Here is a 22,229-nt window from a genome sequence, read left to right as displayed (position 1 = left end):
TGAACGGGAGTTCGGTATGATTCTGACTGGGCTCGAACCAGCGACCTCTACCCTGTCAAGGTAGCGCTCTCCCAGCTGAGCTACAGAATCATGATCGTGTGTCCTGGGTATATGTTTATTATAGCAACATATTGAAAACTGTAAAGACTTTTCTCTGATTTTTTCATTATATTTTTTTGCTTTCTGCTCTACAGTTCAAAGTTGCAGGGTTTCGTTTCGTCCTCTACTATGTAAATAAGCACATATAAAATAAAGGAGGGGTAACTGTTGAATTTTTTAACAAGGTTTAGTTTAAAGAACTCTGTCGCTGTATTTATTATTGCCATTTTATTAGTTTTGGGCGGCGTATATTCGTTTTCTCAGCTTAAAGTGGATCAGTTTCCTGAAATTGAATTTCCTCAAATTTCAGTAGAAGCTGTGTATCCGGGCGCATCTCCGGATGATGTCGATAAACAGGTCGTCTCAAAACTCGAGACAGCATTGAAAGGAATCGAGGGCTCGACAAAAATCACGAGCTCTGCTTATGAAAGTATCGGGATCATCAATATCGAATTCCCATTTGATACCGATATGGACAAGGTCGAACAACAAATCGATGCTGCGATCCAGGATGCTAACCTTCCGGAAGAAGCAACAACGAAGTTGAACCGCTTCTCATTTGGATCGTTCCCGATCTACAACATTTCCTTCTTTAGTAAAGACGGAAAAGAGATTGAGTCCCTTCTAAAAAATGAAATCGAACCGGAACTGAATAAAATTCCGGGCATCAACAGTGTATCGGTTGGTGGCTACAAAGATGACTTGGTCCAAATTACTGTCGACAATAAAAAAGCGACAGCTGCCGGTTTATCTTTATCAAGCATTAAAGAACAAATCAATGCCAAGTATGTTTCCTTCCCGTCTGGTCAACTCGCAGAAGGTGATTCGAAGATTCCAATCCGTGTCGAAGAAAAACTGGAAAACTTGGATAAACTAAAAAATCTCCAACTCACGTCAAATGTTGTTTCAGGCGCTGCTTCCGGCAACCAGGGTCAACCTGCTCAATCAGGACCTCCCGCTGGTGCAACAGGTGCTACCGGTGTTCCGGCAGAAGAAACGCAACCAGCTGAACCGGTTCGTCTTTCAGACATTGCTACCATTGAAGCCGTCTCGAAGCAAAGTGAAAAAACACGTTATGATTTAAAAGATTCTCTCTCGATGGCCATCACAAAAAAACAAGACGCCAATACGGTTGAAATCGCTGACGGCGTCACAAAAATCTTAAACAAATATGATGACCAAATTGATTATACGATTGGCATTGATTCTGCGAAAGATATCGAAGAATCCGTCGCTACGCTTGTCAAAGAAGGATTACTCGGTGCCCTGTTCGCTTCACTGGCTGTCCTTCTGTTCCTAAGGAATATCCGGGCGACGATCATCGCAATCGTCTCGATTCCGCTGTCACTCTTGATTGCGGCCATCTTCTTGAACTGGCAGGATATTTCATTAAATATCATGACACTCGGTGGTATGGCAGTGGCTGTCGGTCGGGTTGTCGATGACAGTATCGTCGTCATTGAAAACATTTTCCGGCGGGTCCGTAAATCAGATGGCGGTATGACAAATGAAATCATCGAACAATCAACGAAAGAGATTTTAAAAGCTATCACGTCTTCGACGCTTACGACCGTCGTCGTCTTCTTGCCGATCGGCTTTGTCGGCGGTATCACAGGTAAATTCTTCTTACCGTTCGCGTTGACCATCATCTTCTCATTACTCGCTTCCCTGCTTGTCGCGATTACGATTGTACCGATCTTAGCGAAATTCGCCTTTAAAAAGGTACCAGCGGAAGAAAAAGAAGGTGTCTTACAACGTTGGTACGGCAAACTGATTGAAAAATCATTGTCACATAAAGCGATCATCTTAGTCGTTTCCTTCTTGTTACTCGGTGGTTCGCTTGCGATCGTACCGCAACTCGGCTTTACGTTCATTCCGAATGAAGCTTCAAAAACATTAACCGCTTCACTCGAACTTCCTGCTGCAACATCGCTTGAGAAAACGAGTGATGTTTCGCTCAACATGGAAAAAATGTTCGATCAGGAAAACGCCATTGCTGATGTCACGACATCCGTCGGAGCACGTGACTTCACGACCGGGTTACGACTCGATAACAAAGCCAGCTACTTCTTGAACTTAAAAGATGGAGCAGATGTCGAAAAAACGATCAAATCCCTTGAAACCAAAATGGATGATATCGCAAAAGAAGATGGTGTCGACGTCAAAATCAGCGTTGCTGAGTTGTCGACAGGGGGTCCACCATCCAATAATAATGTGGATGTTGATTTGTTCTCGACTGATTTAGAAGCGCTCCAAAAAGCAGCTAAACTGGTGGAAGACAATATGAACAAAAACAACGATTTGAAATATGTTACGAATAACTTTAGCGAGAAACAAAAACAATTCCTCGTTGAAATTGATTCTGAAAAAGCCAGTGATCGTGGTTTATCCGGCTTCCAGATTCTTGGTACGGTCAACGACCAAACTAAACCGGTCACGGTCGGTACACTGAATCTCGATGACAAAGATCAGGACGTTCAATTGTCTTACAAGGAAGACTTAACGTCGAAAGCAGACCTTGAAAATGTCCAACTCTTCTCGGCTGCCGGTCCTGTCGCCTTAAAAGATGTCGCAACCGTCAATGAAGTCGATACGTTCACATCGATTCAAAAGCTGGACGGTAAAGTCTACGCTCGCGTTTCGGGTCAAGTCAAAGGCGATAACGTCCAAACGGTCTCAAGTGACGTCAAAGCTGCTGTCGAAAAAATCGATTTGCCGGACGGCGTTTCCTTAACAAGTGGCGGCGGAAATGATGACACGGTTGAAATCTTCCAATCTCTTGGAATCGCCATCGTCGTTGCCATCGGTCTCGTCTACTTGACGATGTTAATCACGTTCGGAAAAGCACGGATTCCGTTCATCATCTTATCATCGCTCATCTTCGTTCCGATCGGTTCGCTCGTTACGCTGTTCCTAGCTAACGAACCATTGTCTGTCAGTGTCATGATCGGATTCCTCATGTTGATCGGAATCGTAACGACCAACGCGATTGTGCTTGTTGACCGGATTGGTCAGAATATCACACGTGGACTTCCGATTCGGGAATCTTTGATTGAAGCCGGTAAGACACGACTTCGTCCAATCCTGATGACGGCATTCGCTACTATCATGGCGCTTGTCCCGCTCGCGCTGACAACGTCATCCGGTACCCTGATTTCAAAAGGTCTCGCCTTGACTGTCATCGGTGGATTGACGACGTCAACACTCTTGACGCTCATCATCGTCCCGGTCGTCTACGAACTCTTCTTCTTCAAAAAAGTAAAAAAAGAACGTCAATCTTAACCTAAAAAATCCTCCCCTCTTGATGAGGGAAGGATTTTTTGATTATTTTTCGAGCAATTCATCTGTCCGATCAATCGTTCCATTATGTTTCGCGACCAGTCCATCCAGTACGGATGGTTCGAATTCTTCCCCGATTGCAATGATTCCTGTCTTGCCGGGTGGAATCACACCAAGTGTCCGTTTGAATGTTTCTTGAACAGCTTGATTCTCTTTTAAGTCTTTCGATCCGCCAATCAGCATCCCGGTCATCGAACCTAATAAAATACCGAACGGTCCCCCGAGAATCCCGACTGCCATACCGATTAAAGAACCTTTAAAGGCTTTGTTGGAACCGCTCAAGTCGACGGCATCTTCAAAGGAAAAGGCTCCGCTTGCATTTCGTTTAATGACAGCGATCTGTTCAAAATCGACTTGACCATTCGCATGGTATTTCTTTAATTCACTGAATACCTGATACGAGGTCGCTTCTTCTTCAAATGTAAAGGTCATGATATGGTGCTTATCTTCTTTTTTCGCCACAACTTTCCACCTCTTTCGAAAAAGACAGACTGCTGCTGCTGACGATGAGGAATACACCATTTATTTACCATTTAAAGCTTGAAGCAAAACCTGTTATGGCGTACTTGGTTTACCCGGTGCTAATTGATAATATTCTTCCATTGTCAATCCGGTCATTTTCAGCTGCGCCGCAAGCGTTGCTCCGACATAACGGTAATGCCAGCTTTCATATGTGTAGCCTGTCCATGATTCTTTTCCGAGCGGGTAACGGAGATGGAATCCGTAACGGTGTGCATTGGCAGCCAGCCATTTTGCTTCTTTTGTACTTGAAAAGCTGAACTTTGCATATTTTGATGAATCGGCGCCTCCGATATCAAAACCCAGTCCTGTTTGATGTTCACTTTTTCCCGGTTGAGCACTGTACGTGCTGGCTTTCTCAAACCCATCCCGTGCCACATATTTTTCAAATAAGGCTTTTTGATACGCGTACGAACGGTATGTACTGAATGCGACCAGCGTAATCTTTTCCGCTTTGGCAGCCCGTTTCATTTTTTCAAATGCGGCTCGCGCAACCGTACTTTCTCCCGGCGCATACGTCGAACGTAACGGAAGATTTGGATTAACGATTAATGTCTTGCCGATGCGTAATCCGCCGATTTGTTGATCCGTCAGTAAATATTTTGTACTGGCATACCCTGTCTGTGTTCCATAACGAACTTTCGACCATGTCCCAAGTCGGCTGATTTCATTGACATAGACAGTAGTCGGGATCACTGCGACGACCGCTTTCGTTGCCGAAGCTCCGCTTCGCAGATTGAGCGGTGTTTTCGCCTGGCGGTAACTGGATGCTTCTGCGGCCAGTGAAAAACTGACGAGTGAGAGGAGAATCGCCAGTAACCCGATCACCGTTTGCTTTATTTTTTTCATATCTCTTAAAACTCCTTTTTTCCAAAACAGGGTAATTAGTCTTTAATTTTAGAATAACATTCATTTCAAAACGCCACCATTTTTTGTACAGGTGTAATCAAAATGAATTAATTGTCCGGTTTCCGAAAGAGGTCATATGGTCAGATATGAGGATTGAACATTTGTTCTTTCGGGTAAACATTTCTTGTATGCGTTTTCTTTAAATAATGATTGGCATTAGTCAGGGGCGAATCTTATGACCATTTTAGACAAAGTGTTCATCGCCGGCTCTCTTCTTTGGTTACTCGAATTGTTTCTGTTCCGAAACCGTAAGAAGGAACCTTCTCCGCTGGAAGAACGGCGAAGTTTTTATTGGATTTTAGCTACGTTAGTCGCCACCATTCTTTTTTCCATTCTCTTCAGTGGTTCAAACTCTTTTTCCTTCTATCGCGAAATTGGATTGCTTCTGTTAAGTGCAGGTGTCGCGCTACGGTACTGGGGAATCTATCATCTTAAGCATCAGTTCACCCGCCATGTCGCTGTCAATCCGGGTGATCAGCTTGTCAGCACGGGTCCTTATCGGTCCTTACGCCACCCTCTCTATACCGGTCTGTTTTTCATCACGTTAGGTTTCCCGTTATACTTCGGGAACTTACTTGTCACGTTATGCGCCGGCGTCCTGATGTTTCTCACCTTGCTTCACCGCATTCGAATCGAGGAGCGGATGTTGACAGAAGGATTTGGTCCTGCTTATACTGCCTGGGCCCGCAGAAGAAAACGTTTGATTCCGTTTATCTACTAAGACATAAGGAGATGTGATTTTTTTGAAGAAACAAGCAGTCGTCATTGGAGCAGGTTTAGCAGGTATGTCAGCCGCAATTCGTCTCGCTGGGGACGGTTATGAAGTCACGATGCTTGAACAAAACGGAAACGTTGGCGGTAAATTAAATCAACGCAGTGGTCAAGGATTTACGTTTGATACCGGCCCCTCGATCTTGACGATGCCTTGGGTACTCGAGCAATTATTTACGAGCGTTCACCGTCGACTCGACGACTATCTAGAAATCGAGCGGATCGAACCGCAATGGCGGACTTTCTTTGAAGACGGTACACAACTTGACGTCAAAGGCGATCTTCCAGGTATGTTGGAAGAATTTAAAAAAGTCTCCGACCAAGCTGACTTCGTCGAATTGTTCAGCTATTCCAAAAAAATGTATGACCTGTGTTTGGACAGTTTCTATAAATACAGTCTCGAAGATTTGAAGGACTTAAAAAAATACCATACGATGTCTGAATTACTTAAAATGGATCCACTCAATACAGTAGCAAGCGGTACAAAAAAACATTTGAACAACAAATACCTGGAGCAACTGTTTAACTATATGGTCATGTATGTCGGATCCAACCCATATGAAGCTCCTGCTGTCTTCAATCAAATGATTTATGTTCAGATGGGTCTCGGCATCTATTATGTCAAAGGTGGTATGTACAATATCGCCCGTGCCATGAAGACTGTGCTTGACGAACTCCGGGTGACCATTCACGTCAACACACCTGTCGAACGTGTCGTCACAGAAGGCAAGCGTGCAATCGGCGTGGAAACGACAGACGGTACATTTTATCCGGCTGATGTCGTCGTCTCGAACCTTGAGGTCATTCCGACCTATCAACATCTCATTTCAGAGAAAAAAGGACCAAAACATGCTAAAAAATTAAATCAGTCATTCGTGCCTTCCGTTTCCGGTCTTGTTCTGTTACTTGGGGTTAACCGTGAATACAAAGACTTGAAACACCATAACTTCTTCTTCTCTGATGATCCGGAACGGGAATTTGCCCAAATGTTCAAGGATGGGGTTCCGCCAGAAGATCCAACGATTTATGTCGGTGTTTCTTCTAAATCCGATGCGTCACAGGCTCCTGAAGGAAAAGATAATTTGTTCGTCTTGACACACGTGCCACCACTGACGAAACAAGATGGAAAAACCGATTGGGATGCGTACCGTGAAGTCGTCCTCGATAAATTGGAACGGATGGGACTGACTGATTTACGCGAATCGATTGAATTTGAATACCGCTTTACACCAGAAGACTTGAAATCCCTATATGGTCCGAACGGTGGCTCGATTTATGGTGTGGCAGCCGATCGGAAAAAGAACGGTGGATTTAAGATTCCATCGAAGAGTGATCTCTACGAAGGTCTCTATTTCGTCGGTGGTTCCACACATCCAGGTGGTGGTGTCCCGATGGTCACCTTATCAGGTCAGCTGACAGCTGATTTAATCCAAAAACATGAAAAGGTAAAAGCATAATCAAAACAGGAGAAGGTCCCTTATCGAAGGGACAATCTCCTGTTTTTTTAGTTATGCTGACAAACTTCTTCAATCTGAAGGAAGGTTTCGTCTTTAAATGTCATTTGATACACAGCCGGCATCTTTAGCGTTTTCCAGAACGCATATCCATATGCCGGATCAAAATGTTGCATTAATAACACCATGATATTCCCGTGTGTTCCGATGACGACGGTTTGATCTTTATGTTTTTCTAGTAATCGTTTGATCTCAGGCACGATACGCCGTTGTGCCGTAACATTTGATTCACCTCCATACGGATTTTCATCCGGATGTTCCCATACATAACCGACAGCCTGTTGAAAATCCGGCAGTTCTTCGGGCGCCAATAACCGTTCTTGAAAAGCCGCTGCTTCTTGAATGACTAATCCGTATTGTTCTGCTAAAGGCTGGACCGTCTCAATCGCTCGCCGATACGGACTCGCGTAAATCTGGTCCGGTTTAATCCCTTCAAAAAGAGTCGTCAGTTGTTCCGCATCGTATCTCCCTTGTTCTGATAAAGGACGCGCTTTTTCGTCTGTAGAATAGGTCGAATGCGCATGACGGACCAAATAAATTGTCGTTGTCATTTCAATTCTCCTTTTAGCTGTCTTTTGTCTGCTCCAGCAAACGATAACCCACACCTCGGACAGTCTCCAAATACTCATCGATTGGAAAACCGGAACGGCGCAATTTCTCACGAAGATGACGCATATGAGAATCAATCGTTCGTGGTTCAATCGATTGATCATCGCCCCACAGCGACAAAACCAATTGTTCTCTTGATAAGACGCCATTCACGGACGTCAAGAGTTTTCCTAAAAGTTGAAACTCTGTTTTCGTCAGTAAGATTTTTTGTCCGTCGAATGTACAATGATATCCTGCGACGTCATACTGTAGTCCATGAAATGCATACTGCTCCCGCTTTTCTCGACCAATCAACAGTTCGATTCGTCCTAATAATTCTCCTTCATGAATCGGCTTTGCCACATAATCATCTGCACCGACTTTGCGCCCCCGTAGCACATCTTCCATTTGATTCCGCGCTGTCACCATAATGATTGGAAAATCAGCCATTCGTCTTATATTTCCACACAACGTCCATCCATCCATATCGGGCATCATGACATCGAGTAAAGCCAAATCGATGGGAACGGTCTTGACGATGGCGAGCGCTTTTTCGGCCGTGTCGGCTAAATGACATGTATGACCATAGGGTACCAGATATAACTTCATTAATTGAAGCATCCGTTGTTCATCATCAACGATTAAAATTCGAGCCATTTCTTCACACCTTCCATTGAATCATCACACTCGTCCCGGCATTCTTTTCACTCTTGATATCTAATGTCGCATCGTGTGCTTGAACGATTGCCAAGGCAATCGTCAAACCAAGCCCTGATCCGCCCCGGCTTCGTGATCGTGACGGTTCACTGCGGTACAGACGTTTTGTCACATGGGGTAAACTTTCTTGGCTGATGCCGCTTCCTGTATCACGTACTTGAAAATACGGTCCTGTTTCATTCCTGCCGTATCGGACGACGATTTCACCGGTTGCTGTATATTTTTTTGCGTTATCCAATACATTTATCAGCACTTGCTTGAGCCGAATTTCATCTCCTGCTATCTCTACCGGTTCCCCTGATACATGCAAATGCAGCCCTTTTTCTTCAATTGCAGGTCGCATTTTCTCTGTCGTCGAGACAATCAATTGATCGAGCGCAAGCGGCACTCGTTCGACTGAGAATGCATTCGTATCGGAACGTGCCAGTAACATCAGCTGTTCAATCAATGTGCTCAAATGATCGCTTTCTTCTTTGATAATCGACAGATAAGCTGTTTTTTCAGATTCCGGCAAGTTTGGACGATGTAATATATCCGCATAACCCTTCATGTAGGTCAGCGGAGTTCGAAGTTCGTGCGAGATATTTGCTAAAAATTCTGTCCGTTCACGATTCAAAAAATCGAGATCTTTTGCCAACTGTGTGATGGAGCGTGCCAGTGCCCCAAGCTCATCCGAGCGGTTTACCGGTAAATCCACGTCAAGGTTTCCTTCTTTCAACTTGGCCGTCGCACGCTCCATCTCAATGAGCGGTCTTGAAATCAATCGTGTACACAGCACGACAGTCGCAAGCGACAGAAGAACGGCAATGATACCAACTTGAATGAATTGTTGTCTTAATGGGTTAACGACTTGTTGAATTAACGTTTCCGGAGCAAACATGAAGACATGCCCACGATGAACACCTGAAATCGTGATTGGACTATCTGTCATTAAAAAATCCTTCGTTTCCGCTTGAGCTCTTAAAATCCGATCTTTTCGTTGTGTTTGAAATTCCGTATGGATAAGCTCTACTTTCATTTTAGGAGTAAGTGGATGCGAAGCCTTTAAAATTTTTCCTTTTTGATCCGTGATAACGACTGTAAATTCGGATGCTGATTCCATCAAACTGACATGTTCCAATGTTTCCGCATGAAATGATTCCTCGAGGACATCGCGGTGCGTGTTCCCTCGGTTCAGCAAACCGAGGACCACTTCATTCGTCCTTTGATTCACAAGGTTTAAATAGAGGGTACTGAACAGAATGCCGCCGATGAAAAGAATGGCAGTCAAAAAAAGTAGACCAATGTAGTACGAAATATGCCGCATGCCCTGCTCCTCCTTTTTCTTCACTATTACGATACACTTTTCCAATGACTCGTTCAGTCAGGTAATTGAATTGTCACTCTTTCTGCACGGTTTCTGCACGAAACACGGGTATAGTAGTCACATAACCAAATTACTACAGGAGGTATTTTTTTATGAAAAAACAACTACTCGTTACATCACTCGCTCTTTCTGCTGTCCTAAGTTTAGGTGCCTGCGGATCTGATTCCAATTCCTCTACTTCACACGATATGCATGATAATAAGAACGATTCCCATGCAGGGATGATGCATTCAAGTGACGGGAAAATTCCCGCTGGACTGAAACAAGCTGAAAATCCGAAGTTTAAAGACGGATCAGACGTCCTTCTGTCCTCTGATCATATGAAAGGGATGGATGGCGCAAAAGCAACAATCGTCGATTCATTTGATACAACAGTATATGAAGTCAGCTATACACCAACGAACGGTGGTAAAAAAGTCAGCAATCATAAATGGGTGATTCAGGAAGAACTTAACCCGGTTCCGGCTTCACCGTTACAAGCAGGTGATGAGGTGACTTTAGCTGCTGATCACATGAAAGGTATGGATGGTGCAAAAGCGACCATTGATCAAGCAGATCAGACAACCGTGTATATGGTCGATTTTAAACCGACAACCGGTGGAAAAACGATTAAAAATCATAAATGGGTGACAGAAGATGAACTTCAAGCCAATGATTAAAACAAAAAAACCCGCTCATCCAAAGATGAACGGGTTTTTGGTATGATTCTGACTGGGCTCGAACCAGCGACCTCTACCCTGTCAAGGTAGCGCTCTCCCAGCTGAGCTACAGAATCATGATGCAGTACGTTATGTACTTGCTAGGACATGTATTAATATAGCAAGAAACTAACCATCTGACAAGTACTTTTCTAAAAAAATATGAAAAATAAAAATGAAGGGGCTGAACTTTATTTTAAGTCAGCCCCTCCCTTTTACTTATAGAATGGTCGTCACTTGATCGACCGGTAAACGGAGCGCCGGACGTTTTTTCGCGTCTTCGACTGCTTTCCCGACAGCAATCAACATGACCGGGACATAACGTTCGTCTGTAATGAACGTTTCTGTAAAGAGTTGATGATTGAATCCGCCCATCGCGAGTGTCGAGAGTCCTTTTGCTTCAGCAACTAGCATCAGTTGCATCGCAGCTAAACTTGCGTTTGACATGGCTGCATCTCTCGCGTAAGCCTCGCTTTGATATGCCCCTTCTACTTGTCCTTTGATCGAGTCAAACAAGTCTTCCGTCATGCCTCCTGCTTCTACGGCTGGTCCATAAACCGGATTATAGTTTCGGTTTGCCTGTAAATCCCCTAGTACGGCAATGACGACGGAAGAAGAACTGATGGCCGGCTGATTGTAAGCGATTGGAGCTAATCGTTGTTTCGCTTCTTCCGAATGGAAGGCAACGAAATGCCAATGTTGCAAGTTCCAGGCACTTGGTGCAGCTGTCGTCAATTCAACCAATTCTTGGACTTCTTCTTGTGAAAGCGTGAATGTCTCATCGTAATGACGAACTGACCGGCGTTCTGTCAAAATTGATAGTGTGTCAGATAGTGTTTGATTCATAATGATCCCCCTCTAAGTACATCTGTTTACTTTGTTATCGTATCATCCTCTACGCTACCTGTCATATGACAAGACTCGCTAAAGACTCTTCTGTTATAAAACAAAGATTGACATATCAAATCTGTACTAGTACAATAAAATAAATTCAGTGTTATTTGCTGGTACATCCATATACTAAGAGGAGGAATACAATCATGGAACAACCCCTTTACCAAGAGACCTCTCCCGAGTTTTACCGTCAACTTCCGGTCAAAACCTGCTCTCATTGCGGAAAAGAAATGGATGAACAATGCGAATCGTATAAAACAGAATGTGATGAGTGTGCTGTTACAGAACACTAATCGTAAAGTTGCTTGAAGAAAGAAGTCTCCGGTAGCGGATGGACTTCTTTTTTGTTTGAAAATATAACACTATTTCTATCTTAATCAACTTTTTTTGAATTATAGGTTCCGTAGTCATCTTTTTGTAATATTTTTGTTACAAATGAAACAGACAAAATGTTACATTTAACTCATAAGATTTTCCGTAAAGGAGCTCAGACATCAATGGATTCATACAACTCAGGCAATCTAATCGGCCTTGGACCAAGACACCGAAAACCAAAACGAAAGTATTTCGCTAAGCTTTTGATCGTACTGGCGATGATTCTTCTTCCGATTGGCGGTTATATCGTTTATCAGTACCTTGCTTCGACACAACAACAAGCGAGCGTAAAACCCGTCCAATCTTTGCGGGAAGTTCCGACTCCGAACCTGGATAAGGCACGCGTCGAGAAATGGAACGGGATTACTAAAAAAGTGGCGTATCTGACATTTGAAGACGGACCGACTGCATTGACTCCGGACATCTTGAAATCGTTACAAGACCAAGAAGTTAAAGCGACTTTCTTTTTGATCGGAAGTAACATCGATGAACAACCGGATGTCGTCCGCTCGATAGCAATGGCTGGACATTATATCGGACCACACAGTGAAACTCATGATTATGACACCCTGTATAAGAAAAAACAGTATGTTCCCGAGATGCTTCAAGTCCAAAAACAAATCAAACAACTGACGAATCACAGTCCGTTGCTGACACGTCCTCCTTATGGATCAACACCTGGTATTAACAAGTCGATTGCAAAAGAAATCGAACAGGCGAAACTTCGGGTGTGGGATTGGTCGATCGATTCGATGGACTGGTACTACAAAGATAGTGCCAAGGAAGTTGCCAAAACTGTCATCAGCCGTGCAGAAGACCCGGTCGAAATCATCCTGTTGCATGAACAACCACAAACATTGCGGGCATTACCGGCAATTGTTGCTGGATTAAAGAAAAAAGGCTATCAGTTTTCCATCTATGATGAAGATTTTCATGTCCCGTATAATTTCGCAAAATTCTCTAATTTATAAGGAGTTCCTTTCATGATTAATAAACGGATGATCCTCACCAGTTGTTTGACCTGTCTCGGCCTCTTGGTTCTCAGTGCCTGCTCGAGTGACCCGGCCGCTTCGATATACGAGCAGTTGGAAGAACAAGCGAAGTCCGAACAAAAAGCAGCAGTCGTCGCCGAGCAACGGACGCGTCAAGATGAAATTTCCGTCAATACCTATCAAGCCGTCCTCGAAGCTGGGGCCGATGATATTAAACGGGCGCAAAATGAACGGGATGAATTGACCGCTCTGAATCAAAATCGTGTCAAATTGTTAAAACAAGAACAAAAAATCCGTACCCGTGCTTTTGATGAGTTAGACCTTGCGGAATTAACGAGTACCTTATCTTCGTTGTCTGCCGCTAAAAAAGACGGCACAGCCCTTATCGATGTCTTTAAAGAGCGTGAGAAGGCTTTTGATACGTTTTTGAAACGTTATGCGGCGACGATTGCTTCAGAAAAGAAAGTGCTTTCCTACTTGACCGAAAAACCGAACTTCGTTAAGATTGATGAAGCAACAGCTGATTTAAACCGGACTTCCCGTCAAGCAACAGAGGCACTCAAAACCTTTAATCAATTGACCGTCCGCTACAATGAATTAAAGCCAACCTTTTACAAAAAGGCTGGACTCAACATTAAATAACTCACACAGGTTGCAACCAAACCCTGTCCAAAAAACCTGGACAAGGCCCCGTTGCAACCTTTTTTGTGCGTTCTAAAACATGGAGGAATCTGTATGAATCGTTCAAAAGCAACACTTTTCGTCTTAATCGGCGCCATTAGTTACGGCGTCCTGTCGACAATCGTCAAACTGGCTTACGAGGCAGGATTTAATTCGGCCGCTGTTTCAGGAAGCCAATTCTTCTTCGGGTGGCTGATGATTTTCATCTTAGCTCTGCTGTCGAAAAATCTTCGTCTTCATCCTAAAACTGCTTTTACTTTGATGGCAATCGGGATTTCAAGCGGAACGACCGGCTACCTGTATTACCAAAGCCTGCAAACTGTTTCTGCTTCTGTCGCCATCATTCTCCTCTTCCAATTCACATGGATTGGTGTCGTGATTGATTCGATTCTTGCAAGAAGATTGCCTTCACGCCCCCATTTTTTATCTGCCATCCTGTTAATTGGTGGTGCTATTTTAGCCAGCGCGGCTTACACCAGCGCTCTTGACGTGCGCGGTACGTTGTTTGGACTTGGAGCAGCCGTCAGTTTCTCGATCTTCCTGCTTGCCAGTGGTCGGGTCGCAAATCATGTACCTGTCATTAAAAAAAGTTTTTATATGATGACGGGTGGACTTCTGTTCGTCATGATCATGTATCCACCTACGACATTCTTGACTGCAGCGAATTTCGAACAAGGACTGATCTGGTATGCCCTTCCGCTTGGTCTGTTTGCCTTAATTTTACCACCGCTGTTGTTCGCAGCAGGAGCTCCACACCTAAGTCCTGCCAGCGTCTCACTGCTTGGTGCAGCAGAACTGCCGACTGCGGTCATCTGTTCGGTCCTCATACTCGGTGAGCATCTTTCCGGTTCACAGTGGATTGGGATCATCATCATACTGATTGGGATTTTCTATCCGATTTATGTCAGCAGTTTGAAACAGTCGACCAGCTCTGCCCCACGTCAAAACGACCTCTCCTGATTAATCAGGAAAGGTCGTTTTTTTGACATTATTTTTGACGTTTCATCGCATCAGCGACAAATTCAACATCCGTCCCAATGATGATTTGGACATTTTTTGCCCCCATCTTCATGACACCTTTTGCGCCTGCCGCTTTAATCGCTGCTTCATCAATGATAGTCGAATCTTTCACTTGGAGACGGAGACGTGTCGCACAGTTATCAATCGATGTGACGTTTTCCGTTCCTTGTAATCCCGCAAAAATCCGGGCTGCTTGTTGCTCATACTTATCGTCCGATACCCCTGTGACCGGTCCTGCATCCGTCACAAGTGTTTCATCTTCACGCCCTGGCGTCTTCAAATCAAATTTCGTGATCATGAAGTAGAACAGGAAGTAATAGATGACCGCGAACACCAGACCGACGACCAGTAAAAGTAACGGTTTTGTCGCGATTCCGAAGTTCAGGACATAATCGATGAATCCGGCCGAGAAGGAGAATCCGTGCAGTATACCGAGCAGGTTGACGACTGCCATGGAAACACCCGTCAATACGGCATGAATAACATATAATACCGGAGATAAGAACATGAACGAAAACTCAATCGGTTCCGTAATTCCCGTCAGGAACGACGTTAATCCCAAACCGATCATCGCTCCCGCGACTGCTTTCCGATTTTCTTTGCGTGCTGCCATGACCATCGCTGCGGCCGCTGCCGGTAAAGCGAACATCATGATTGGGAAAAATCCTGCTTGATAAATACCGGCTGTTGGATCTCCTGCGAAGAACCGTGCGATATCGCCATTCGCAATCGTTCCATCCGCTTTTTCGTATGAACCGAAGACGAACCAGAAAATATTGTTCAAGACATGGTGAAGACCGACAGGAATCAACAGACGGTTGAAGAATCCAAACAGTGCGGCTCCTCCCGCCCCAAGGCTGACCATCCATTCTCCCGCATTATTGATGCCATCTTCAATGAACGGCCATAAGTAACCAAAGATGAATGCCAGGATCAGCATGGCAGCCGAAGTGATGATTGGAACAAAACGGCGTCCACCGAAGAACGCTAACCAATCCGGTAATTTAATATTGTAAAATCGATTGTATAACAAACCGGCGACAATACCGGCAATGATCCCGCCGAACACAGCCATATTGACCATCGAACCTAAAGTTGCCTGATTGGCAATGGAACTTAAGGTCGCCCCATCCACTTTCGTCGAGGAGTCATTGACAATGGCGGCGATTGCATCGTACTTAGCCTGAATTTGAGCGTTCGAATAATCCTTGTTCATGGAGTCGACACCCGTTTTTAAGACCAGATACCCGACTGCCCCTGCCAAGCCGGCAGCGCCACTTGCATCAATCGATAATCCGATCGCGACACCAATCGCAAAAATCAGTGGAAGATTATCAAAAATCGCACCACCTGCTGCCACCATCAATGGAACATCCAACATGTCGGCTGAACCGAGTCGAAGGACAATTCCTGCGGCTGGTAAAACGGCGATCGGTAGCATTAAGGCCTTACCGATTCGTTGAAGAAACTGCAACATATACTTCACCCTTTCTTAAATAAAAACAAATAATGACATGACGATGAAAACGCTTTAACATTTATTATTATTCCACATACACATATAAATGACTAGACCTTTATACATATTTTTTCATAAAAAAAGATCCCTCTACACAAGGGACCTTAATGGGTACAGATTAACGACGATTTGTATCTTCGAGATTCTGTTGAACATTTCCAACCGTTTTTTTAGCATCGCCTTTAAGCTGATCTTTTTTGCCTTCACGTTCTGTTGATTTATCTCCTGTTGCTTTTCCAAGCGCTTCTTTCGCTTTTCCGGCAACTTTATCAACTAAACCATCCGTTTTTTTGCTTAATCCGCTATCGTTTGACATGTTCATTACCCCCTATTTTTTTAACGCATAATAATATGTTCCCACCTGAAACAGATTCAAACATCGTTCTGCTCTCATTTGTCCTAAATCCAAAAATCAGTCGATTAAAAAACTCCCTATCGCTTTCCGATAGGGAGTAGTTTATTACTGTGCAACCGAGACGCCGAGGACTTGTTCAATCCGTTCGAATGCCCAGTCTAATTCTTCTTTTGTGATGACGAGTGGTGGTGCAAAACGAATGACTGTCTCATGTGTTTCCTTGCAGAGCAATCCTTTTTCTTTTAATGCTTCGCAATACGGACGAGCAGCTTCTGTCAATTCGACACCGATGAACAGTCCACGTCCACGAACTTCTTTAATCATCGGATTGTCGATTTCTTTTAGACGGTTCATAAAGTATGTTCCGAGCTCAAGTGAACGTTCTGGCAACTTCTCTTCTTCCAAAACTTCGAGTGAAGCGACAGATACCGCACAGGCCAATGGATTCCCACCGAATGTCGAACCATGCGATCCCGGATTAAAGACACTCAGGATATCGTGGTTGGCAGCCACACAAGAAATCGGGAACACGCCGCCACCCAGTGCTTTTCCTAAGATGTACATATCTGGTGTTACATTGTCCCAGTCCGAAGCAAACCATTTACCCGAACGGCCCAGTCCTGATTGGATTTCATCCGAGACGAGTAGTACGTTTTGTTCCTTACAGACGTCTTGAGCATCTTTCAAGAATCCTTCGTACGGAATCAGGATACCCGCTTCACCTTGGATCGGCTCAACGATGAAGGCAGCTGTATTTTCCGTGATGGCACCTTTCAGTGCTTCCAAATCCCCGTACGGAATCGTTTTGATGCCCGGTAAGAGTGGTCCGAATCCGCGTTGATATTCGGCTTCTGTTGACATCGAAACAGCCGTCATCGTCCGACCATGGAAGTTTCCTTCGCAGACGATGATTTCGGCATCTCCCGGAATTTGTTTGACTTCGTACGCCCAGCGACGTGCTGCCTTGACTGCCGTCTCGACCGCTTCCGCTCCCGTATTCATCGGCAGGACCATATCTTTTCCTGTCAATTGCGCGACCTTTTCATAAAAGAATCCGAGCTGGTCATTGTGAAAGGCGCGGGATGTCAGCGTAATTTTATCCGCTTGCCGTTTTAAGGCTTCGATGATTTTCGGATGACGGTGTCCTTGGTTTACAGCTGAATAGGCACTAAGCATATCCATATACTCGCGGCCTTCCGGATCTTTAACGAAAACCCCTTCTGCCTCCGAGATGACGATTGGGAGTGGATGATAATTGTGTGCCCCGAATTTCTCTGTCTGTGAAATAATTTTCTCTGTTTGATTCATGATAAATCCCCCTTTTTTCGCTTAGAGAACGCTTTCATTCTGATTATAACAGATTCAAACAGATAATCTTCAATCGAAATACAGGATTTATCCGCATGAAAATTGAATATACTGGGAATAGACAAGACAAGTGAACCGTCATCTCTGATCATTTAAAAGGAGTGTGCGTCCGTAATGGATCGTTCGACCATTAATTCCTATGAAACTGTCATGCAAGGATTTCCCTTACCTGCATTTATTCTGCACGTCGATTTAACTGTTCATTCCTGGAATGAGGCTGCCGAATCCTGCTGGGGCTGGTCGGCACAAGAAGTTATCGGACAATTGATTCCGCTCCTTGATCCGGAAGATGCTGCGTTCAGTCGGCAAATCTGGCATTCATTTTTAAAAAAACGACAATCGATCCAATTACCCAATACAACATTTCTGCATAAGTCAGGTGAACATTCAGCAGCGACGTTACTCGTCTCACCGCTCTTTGATGACAAAAATGAGCCGTTTGGTGCTTTTTTCTGTCAGTTGCCTTCTTCTACTCAACAAAATGCAAGCAAACCGTTATTCCAGGGATTGATGGATTTACGATATGCGTTTGATCAAATCGCTTGTGTCGCCATCTTCGACGCACGGGGAACGATTCAATATGCCAATGCCAACTTGACAGACGTTACAGGATTTTGTCCAAATGCGTTGCTTGGTCAAGCTTGGACGATCCTCCTCGATTCGTCGGAAGAGGTTCTTTCGACGATCCGCTCCCAAATCAAAAGAAAAAAGGCCTGGTCCGGAAAACTATCGATTTCGACCCAGGATGATTCTAAAAAAGTCCTTCGTGCCACCCTGATTCCAGTGTATGACGTAAATGGTGTCCGTTTCCAACATATTTTCATTGGTACCGATATTACGGAAACCGAACATCTCGAACAGGAACTTGATTTTTTAGTCCATCATAATGAATTGACCCATCTGCTGAATAAACGAGGCTTCCTTCGTGAAGGTCAGGTCTTATTCTCCAAAGCATCTGATGATTTCCCGATCTCACTCATCTTATTTGATATTGATCGTTTTAAAGTCATCAACGATTCTTTCGGTACACATGTAGGCGACCAACTGTTACAAGCGTTAGCCAAACGTTTGTCTCAACATGCAAAACAGCTGTTAACGTTCCATCCGACGAGTGACTTGTTTGGTTTATTGCTAAAAGTCACCGACCGGAATGCCCTGTTCCAGTATGCCCGGAAACTGCAACAAGTATTGCAACGTCCCTATTATATTAATGGGCATTCCTTAATCATCTCCTGTACGTTCGGAATTACCGTCTATCCTTCGGAAGCCAAATCACTTGAAGATTTGTACCGCCGTTCGGAAATGGCCTTGTATGCCGGAAAATCAATCGGTACAGGAACGATTCAATATTTAACCCATGAAATGGATGAGCAGTTCACCCGGAAATTACAGCTCGAACGCTCATTATTTACGGCTTTAGAGGATCAAGCCCTTCATTTGGTCTATCAACCAATCATCAACTTGAAAACCAAGCATGTCGATGGTTTTGAAGCGCTGTTGCGTTGGAATCATACGGCACTCGGGAGCATTCCTCCTGATGAATTCATTCCACTTGCGGAAGAAGCCGCTTTGATCACACCCATTAACAACTGGGTCGTCATCGAGGCCTGTGAGCGGCTCGCCATTTGGCAGAAACGGATTGCGGCTGATTTGACGATGGCCATCAATATTTCACCGCACCAGTTCCAAAGTGACTCGTTCGTCCGGACGCTGCAACACGTCGTGACCCAGAAAATAATTAATCCGCAATTCGTCACCCTTGAATTGACGGAGAACATCGCAATTTTACAAACACAGCGGACAATTGAACGGATGCAACTGATCAAAGCGCTTGGCTTCCGATTATCGATTGATGATTTTGGAACAGGTTATTCTTCCTTACAATATTTGCGTGCTTTTCCGATTGATGAACTCAAGATCGATAAAGTCTTCATTGACGGCATCGATTTAGGAGAAAACGGGTTGCTCGACTCAATCATTCAACTTGGTCAAAACTTAAAGCTGAACCTCGTCGCAGAAGGTGTCGAAACGGCAACCGCCTTACATTATTTACAAGAGACGCCTTGCCAACAAATGCAAGGATTCATTTTCTCTGAACCACTGTCTGTTGATGCAGTTGAACACCGCTTCGGCTCAGCAAATTCTGAAGACTGAGATAGATACCAGACAACAAAAAAACAGGAGCCGGATGCTGATTCGGTTCCTGTTTTGTCTATCAAGACGGATATTAACGTCCCTCTTGCTTTTTTGTCTTACAATTGAATTTGACCTCCGACCATTCCGTAAATCGCAACGGCAGCTAAGATAATTAAAATTCCGCTTGCAATCATTTCGTAACGCGACATGCCGCCCCGTTTCTGTTCCCGTTCTGCCATCAGGTAGGCAATGATACCCGGTGCATAGACGAGGGCTGCGATGACGATATACCAAATCCCTGAAGCGTAGACGAGCCACAGTGAATAGGCAGCAGCAATCGTCGAGAAGATTAACATCTTCGTATTACGTTCTGCTCGTGAAAAACGGACACTGTATACGGCAGACAACAGATACGGCAACAAAGCACAAATTCCGGCAATACTGGATAAGACTAAATACGTCTGTGCAGAAAATAAGGCGATACCCGCAACGAACTGGGTCGCAATTTGAGTGATCAGCAACGCACCGACCGGCGCCCCTTTACGGTTCGTTTTTGCAAAGAACTTTGGAAACGCACCGTCTTTCGCGACAAGGTAGGAAATTTCAGATGCAAGAATCGTCCATCCGAGCAATGCTCCTGATAACGAAATGATCAATCCGATCATAATCAATGTGGCTCCAAACGGACCAATGGCAGCTTCGAGCACATAAGCCATTGTCGGTTCTTGTAATCCTGCTAATTGCTCCTGGTTCAAAACACCGAGCGATAAGACGGAAATCAGGATGTAGATGACAAGTACTCCGACAAGTCCTACGACTGTCGCCTTCCCGACATCACTCCGTTTGTTGGCGCGTGTCGACAAGACGACAGCCCCTTCAATCCCGACGAAGGCCCAAAGCGTTACAAGCATCGTTCCTTTGACTTGCGTAAAGATACTGCCTAATTCTGTTCCTTCTCCCCAAAAATTGAGGTTAAACGTCTTCACATTAAACGCAATTGCTACCAGTAAAATAAAGATCAAAATCGGAACGAGCTTGGCGATCGTCGTAATCAGGTTGACAAGTGTCGCTTCTTTAATCCCGCTCGAGACGATGAAAAAAAGTCCCCAGACGACGAAAATACTCATTATCAACAAAAATACACGATTTTCTGATGAGAAAATCGGGAAAAAGTAACTGAGTGCATTAAAGACCAACGTTATGTTGGCAACTGTCCCGATCCAGGCCGAGACCCAATATCCCCAGGCGCTGTTAAAACCGACAAATCGTCCGAATCCTTCACGGGCATACGCGTAAATGCCGCCCTCAAGTTCCGGTTTACTGTTTGCTAAGTGCTGAAATACCAGTGCCAGCATAATCATACCAAGACCAGTAATTCCCCATCCGATCAAAATTGGACCTGCACTTGCTTTTTGAGCCATCGCTCCCGGCAGATTAAAGGCACCTCCACCGACCATCGATCCAATGACCATTGCGGCTAAAGCAAAAAAGCCGATCTTTTGTTGATTCATTCTCTAACACGTCCTTTATTTCTTGTATATCTATTCATATCAAACGTATATTCATTCGAAAGACACAAAATTCATTATAACAAAATCAAAGCCGTTGTAAAGAAAGGATTTGATAAACATGAATTGGATCCATTCGTTCCAACTAGAAGATTTTTTAAAATTAATGATTTCTGCTATTTTTGGAATTATTTTAGGATTTGAGCGTGAAATCAAAAACAAACCTGTTGGTATACGTACTAGCCTCGTAATTACCCTGATTAGCTGTCTGTTAACCATTGTTTCCATTAAGTCTGTCCTTCTTTACAGCGAGATTGCGCCAAATATTCAGATGGACCCAATGCGACTTGTCGCTCAAGTCATTGCAGGTATCGGTTTTATTGGAGCCGGTGTCATTTTAAGACGACCTCATGATATCGTCAGCGGCTTGACAACAGCTGCCATCATTTGGAGTTCAAGCGGGATAGGCATAGCAATCGGGGCGGGATTTATTTATGAAGCCGCTTTTCTAGTAATTTTTCTGTTTCTTTCTTTAGAAATAATCACGAGAATAATGAAACGTTTTAACAATAGTCGTTTCGAAGCCAACGTCATGGTTGCTCATTTGATACTATCCAGTGAAACAAACGCTCAATATGTAAAAGAAGCTTTGGAACAACAAGGAGTTCGTATCACTAATATGCGCCTGCATAGTAACGGTCGACAATTAACTTTACGGATGTATTCCCCTCATAAACTGACAATATTCATACTTTATGACTACTTGAAAACACTCGGAATTGAGCATATAGACCTTGATCAATAAGAATTGTCAGAAAATTTATGTTGCATTTTTACTCGCTTTCACTTAAATTTACATTA

At 44.2% G+C, this 22,229-nt stretch carries 20 protein-coding genes and 2 tRNA genes; 10 read left to right on the top strand and 12 right to left on the bottom strand.

All coding sequences use genetic code 11. The annotated features are described in order from the left end of the window. Positions 1-17: 17 nt before the first annotated feature. Positions 18-90 (bottom strand) — tRNA-Val (locus tag HNY42_RS04120). A gap of 177 nt (positions 91-267) precedes the next feature. Here HNY42_RS04120 and HNY42_RS04115 point away from each other — a divergent pair. Continuing rightward, a complete protein-coding gene (locus HNY42_RS04115) occupies positions 268-3,381 on the top strand; it encodes an efflux RND transporter permease subunit (RefSeq protein ID WP_188005153.1) in 3,114 nt (1,037 codons plus the stop codon). Between the two features lie 42 nt (positions 3,382-3,423). Here the strand turns inward: HNY42_RS04115 and HNY42_RS04110 are convergent, their stop codons facing one another. Continuing rightward, positions 3,424-3,900, bottom strand: a complete 477-nt coding sequence (locus HNY42_RS04110; RefSeq protein ID WP_131973652.1) for a DUF456 domain-containing protein — start codon at positions 3,898-3,900, stop codon at positions 3,424-3,426. 93 nt (positions 3,901-3,993) lie between these two features. Further along, the gene (locus HNY42_RS04105; RefSeq protein WP_188005152.1) at positions 3,994-4,806 is read right to left on the bottom strand and encodes a D-alanyl-D-alanine carboxypeptidase family protein; all 813 of its coding nucleotides are present in this window, start codon (positions 4,804-4,806) and stop codon (positions 3,994-3,996) included. A 235-nt stretch (positions 4,807-5,041) separates the two neighbouring features. On the opposite strand from HNY42_RS04105, the gene HNY42_RS04100 reads away from it, so the two are divergent. Next, entirely contained in the window at positions 5,042-5,587 is a 546-nt protein-coding gene (locus HNY42_RS04100; RefSeq protein ID WP_131504282.1) for a methyltransferase family protein, read from the top strand. Positions 5,588-5,609: 22 nt separating this feature from the next. Further along, the gene (locus HNY42_RS04095; RefSeq protein ID WP_131504283.1) at positions 5,610-7,094 is read left to right on the top strand and encodes a phytoene desaturase family protein; all 1,485 of its coding nucleotides are present in this window, start codon (positions 5,610-5,612) and stop codon (positions 7,092-7,094) included. A 47-nt stretch (positions 7,095-7,141) separates the two neighbouring features. On the opposite strand, the gene HNY42_RS04090 is transcribed toward HNY42_RS04095, so the two are convergent. The 3 genes from HNY42_RS04090 to HNY42_RS04080 are packed head-to-tail and all read right to left on the bottom strand — an operon-like array spanning position 7,142 to position 9,762. Continuing rightward, a complete protein-coding gene (locus HNY42_RS04090) occupies positions 7,142-7,702 on the bottom strand; it encodes a histidine phosphatase family protein (RefSeq protein ID WP_012369422.1) in 561 nt (186 codons plus the stop codon). A gap of 13 nt (positions 7,703-7,715) precedes the next feature. Next, on the bottom strand, positions 7,716-8,396 hold the full coding sequence (locus HNY42_RS04085) for a response regulator transcription factor (RefSeq protein WP_131504284.1): 681 nt from the start codon (positions 8,394-8,396) through the stop codon (positions 7,716-7,718). Between the two features lie 4 nt (positions 8,397-8,400). Next, positions 8,401-9,762 carry a sensor histidine kinase gene (locus tag HNY42_RS04080; protein ID WP_131504285.1) on the bottom strand — a complete coding sequence of 454 codons (1,362 nt, stop codon included), beginning with the start codon at positions 9,760-9,762 and terminating at the stop codon, positions 8,401-8,403. Positions 9,763-9,914: 152 nt separating this feature from the next. Here HNY42_RS04080 and HNY42_RS04075 point away from each other — a divergent pair, with 152 nt between their 5' ends. Continuing rightward, entirely contained in the window at positions 9,915-10,481 is a 567-nt protein-coding gene (locus HNY42_RS04075) for a YdhK family protein (protein ID WP_131973656.1), read from the top strand. A gap of 43 nt (positions 10,482-10,524) precedes the next feature. On the opposite strand, the gene HNY42_RS04070 is transcribed toward HNY42_RS04075, so the two are convergent. Next, a tRNA-Val gene (locus tag HNY42_RS04070) sits at positions 10,525-10,597 on the bottom strand. Positions 10,598-10,739: 142 nt separating this feature from the next. Beyond that, the gene (locus HNY42_RS04065) at positions 10,740-11,366 is read right to left on the bottom strand and encodes a nitroreductase family protein (protein WP_131504287.1); all 627 of its coding nucleotides are present in this window, start codon (positions 11,364-11,366) and stop codon (positions 10,740-10,742) included. A 194-nt stretch (positions 11,367-11,560) separates the two neighbouring features. Here HNY42_RS04065 and yhfH point away from each other — a divergent pair, with 194 nt between their 5' ends. From yhfH to HNY42_RS04045, 4 genes are all read left to right on the top strand, one after another. Then, positions 11,561-11,707 (top strand): protein YhfH, encoded by a 147-nt coding sequence (gene yhfH, locus HNY42_RS04060; protein ID WP_251135546.1) that lies wholly within the window; start codon positions 11,561-11,563, stop codon positions 11,705-11,707. Positions 11,708-11,911: 204 nt separating this feature from the next. After that, entirely contained in the window at positions 11,912-12,760 is an 849-nt protein-coding gene (locus HNY42_RS04055; RefSeq protein ID WP_188005151.1) for a polysaccharide deacetylase family protein, read from the top strand. A 12-nt stretch (positions 12,761-12,772) separates the two neighbouring features. After that, positions 12,773-13,423 (top strand): YkyA family protein, encoded by a 651-nt coding sequence (locus HNY42_RS04050; protein ID WP_188005150.1) that lies wholly within the window; start codon positions 12,773-12,775, stop codon positions 13,421-13,423. Between the two features lie 93 nt (positions 13,424-13,516). Further along, positions 13,517-14,422, top strand: a complete 906-nt coding sequence (locus HNY42_RS04045; protein ID WP_131504290.1) for an EamA family transporter — start codon at positions 13,517-13,519, stop codon at positions 14,420-14,422. Between the two features lie 28 nt (positions 14,423-14,450). Here HNY42_RS04045 and nagE read toward each other — a convergent pair whose 3' ends face one another. The 3 genes from nagE to HNY42_RS04030 all read right to left on the bottom strand — a co-directional run bounded on the left by nagE (position 14,451) and on the right by HNY42_RS04030 (position 17,664). After that, the gene (nagE, locus tag HNY42_RS04040) at positions 14,451-15,959 is read right to left on the bottom strand and encodes an N-acetylglucosamine-specific PTS transporter subunit IIBC (protein ID WP_131973660.1); all 1,509 of its coding nucleotides are present in this window, start codon (positions 15,957-15,959) and stop codon (positions 14,451-14,453) included. Positions 15,960-16,119: 160 nt separating this feature from the next. Further along, on the bottom strand, positions 16,120-16,317 hold the full coding sequence (locus HNY42_RS04035) for a CsbD family protein (protein WP_114596916.1): 198 nt from the start codon (positions 16,315-16,317) through the stop codon (positions 16,120-16,122). A gap of 144 nt (positions 16,318-16,461) precedes the next feature. Then, the gene (locus tag HNY42_RS04030) at positions 16,462-17,664 is read right to left on the bottom strand and encodes an ornithine--oxo-acid transaminase (protein WP_131504292.1); all 1,203 of its coding nucleotides are present in this window, start codon (positions 17,662-17,664) and stop codon (positions 16,462-16,464) included. A 174-nt stretch (positions 17,665-17,838) separates the two neighbouring features. Between HNY42_RS04030 and HNY42_RS04025 the strand changes: the two genes are divergently transcribed. Next, on the top strand, positions 17,839-19,878 hold the full coding sequence (locus tag HNY42_RS04025; RefSeq protein WP_188005149.1) for a bifunctional diguanylate cyclase/phosphodiesterase: 2,040 nt from the start codon (positions 17,839-17,841) through the stop codon (positions 19,876-19,878). A gap of 98 nt (positions 19,879-19,976) precedes the next feature. Here the strand turns inward: HNY42_RS04025 and HNY42_RS04020 are convergent, their stop codons facing one another. Further along, positions 19,977-21,371, bottom strand: a complete 1,395-nt coding sequence (locus HNY42_RS04020) for a basic amino acid/polyamine antiporter (protein ID WP_188005148.1) — start codon at positions 21,369-21,371, stop codon at positions 19,977-19,979. Between the two features lie 118 nt (positions 21,372-21,489). Here HNY42_RS04020 and HNY42_RS04015 point away from each other — a divergent pair, with 118 nt between their 5' ends. Beyond that, complete coding sequence (locus HNY42_RS04015) at positions 21,490-22,173, top strand: MgtC/SapB family protein (protein ID WP_131504295.1); 684 nt, start codon at positions 21,490-21,492, stop codon at positions 22,171-22,173. Positions 22,174-22,229: the final 56 nt, after the last annotated feature.

Origin of the sequence: Exiguobacterium sp. Helios, from assembly GCF_014524545.1 — a bacterium.
In the GTDB taxonomy this organism is placed as follows: domain Bacteria; phylum Bacillota; class Bacilli; order Exiguobacteriales; family Exiguobacteriaceae; genus Exiguobacterium_A.
This window is presented reverse-complemented; position numbering and strand designations above follow the sequence as displayed.

Excerpts from the sequence above, each read along its gene's own strand:
- HNY42_RS04105 (WP_188005152.1), bottom strand. The coding sequence starts at position 4,806 with ATGAAAAAAATAAAGCAAACGGTGATCGGGTTACTGGCGATTCTCCTC.
- HNY42_RS04100 (WP_131504282.1), top strand. The coding sequence starts at position 5,042 with ATGACCATTTTAGACAAAGTGTTCATCGCCGGCTCTCTTCTTTGGTTA.
- HNY42_RS04090 (WP_012369422.1), bottom strand. The coding sequence starts at position 7,702 with ATGACAACGACAATTTATTTGGTCCGTCATGCGCATTCGACCTATTCT.
- HNY42_RS04085 (WP_131504284.1), bottom strand. The coding sequence starts at position 8,396 with ATGGCTCGAATTTTAATCGTTGATGATGAACAACGGATGCTTCAATTA.
- HNY42_RS04080 (WP_131504285.1), bottom strand. The coding sequence starts at position 9,762 with ATGCGGCATATTTCGTACTACATTGGTCTACTTTTTTTGACTGCCATT.
- HNY42_RS04075 (WP_131973656.1), top strand. The coding sequence starts at position 9,915 with ATGAAAAAACAACTACTCGTTACATCACTCGCTCTTTCTGCTGTCCTA.
- HNY42_RS04065 (WP_131504287.1), bottom strand. The coding sequence starts at position 11,366 with ATGAATCAAACACTATCTGACACACTATCAATTTTGACAGAACGCCGG.
- yhfH (WP_251135546.1), top strand. The coding sequence starts at position 11,561 with ATGGAACAACCCCTTTACCAAGAGACCTCTCCCGAGTTTTACCGTCAA.
- HNY42_RS04055 (WP_188005151.1), top strand. The coding sequence starts at position 11,912 with ATGGATTCATACAACTCAGGCAATCTAATCGGCCTTGGACCAAGACAC.
- HNY42_RS04050 (WP_188005150.1), top strand. The coding sequence starts at position 12,773 with ATGATTAATAAACGGATGATCCTCACCAGTTGTTTGACCTGTCTCGGC.
- HNY42_RS04045 (WP_131504290.1), top strand. The coding sequence starts at position 13,517 with ATGAATCGTTCAAAAGCAACACTTTTCGTCTTAATCGGCGCCATTAGT.
- nagE (WP_131973660.1), bottom strand. The coding sequence starts at position 15,959 with ATGTTGCAGTTTCTTCAACGAATCGGTAAGGCCTTAATGCTACCGATC.
- HNY42_RS04035 (WP_114596916.1), bottom strand. The coding sequence starts at position 16,317 with ATGTCAAACGATAGCGGATTAAGCAAAAAAACGGATGGTTTAGTTGAT.
- HNY42_RS04030 (WP_131504292.1), bottom strand. The coding sequence starts at position 17,664 with ATGAATCAAACAGAGAAAATTATTTCACAGACAGAGAAATTCGGGGCA.
- HNY42_RS04025 (WP_188005149.1), top strand. The coding sequence starts at position 17,839 with ATGGATCGTTCGACCATTAATTCCTATGAAACTGTCATGCAAGGATTT.
- HNY42_RS04020 (WP_188005148.1), bottom strand. The coding sequence starts at position 21,371 with ATGAATCAACAAAAGATCGGCTTTTTTGCTTTAGCCGCAATGGTCATT.
- HNY42_RS04015 (WP_131504295.1), top strand. The coding sequence starts at position 21,490 with ATGAATTGGATCCATTCGTTCCAACTAGAAGATTTTTTAAAATTAATG.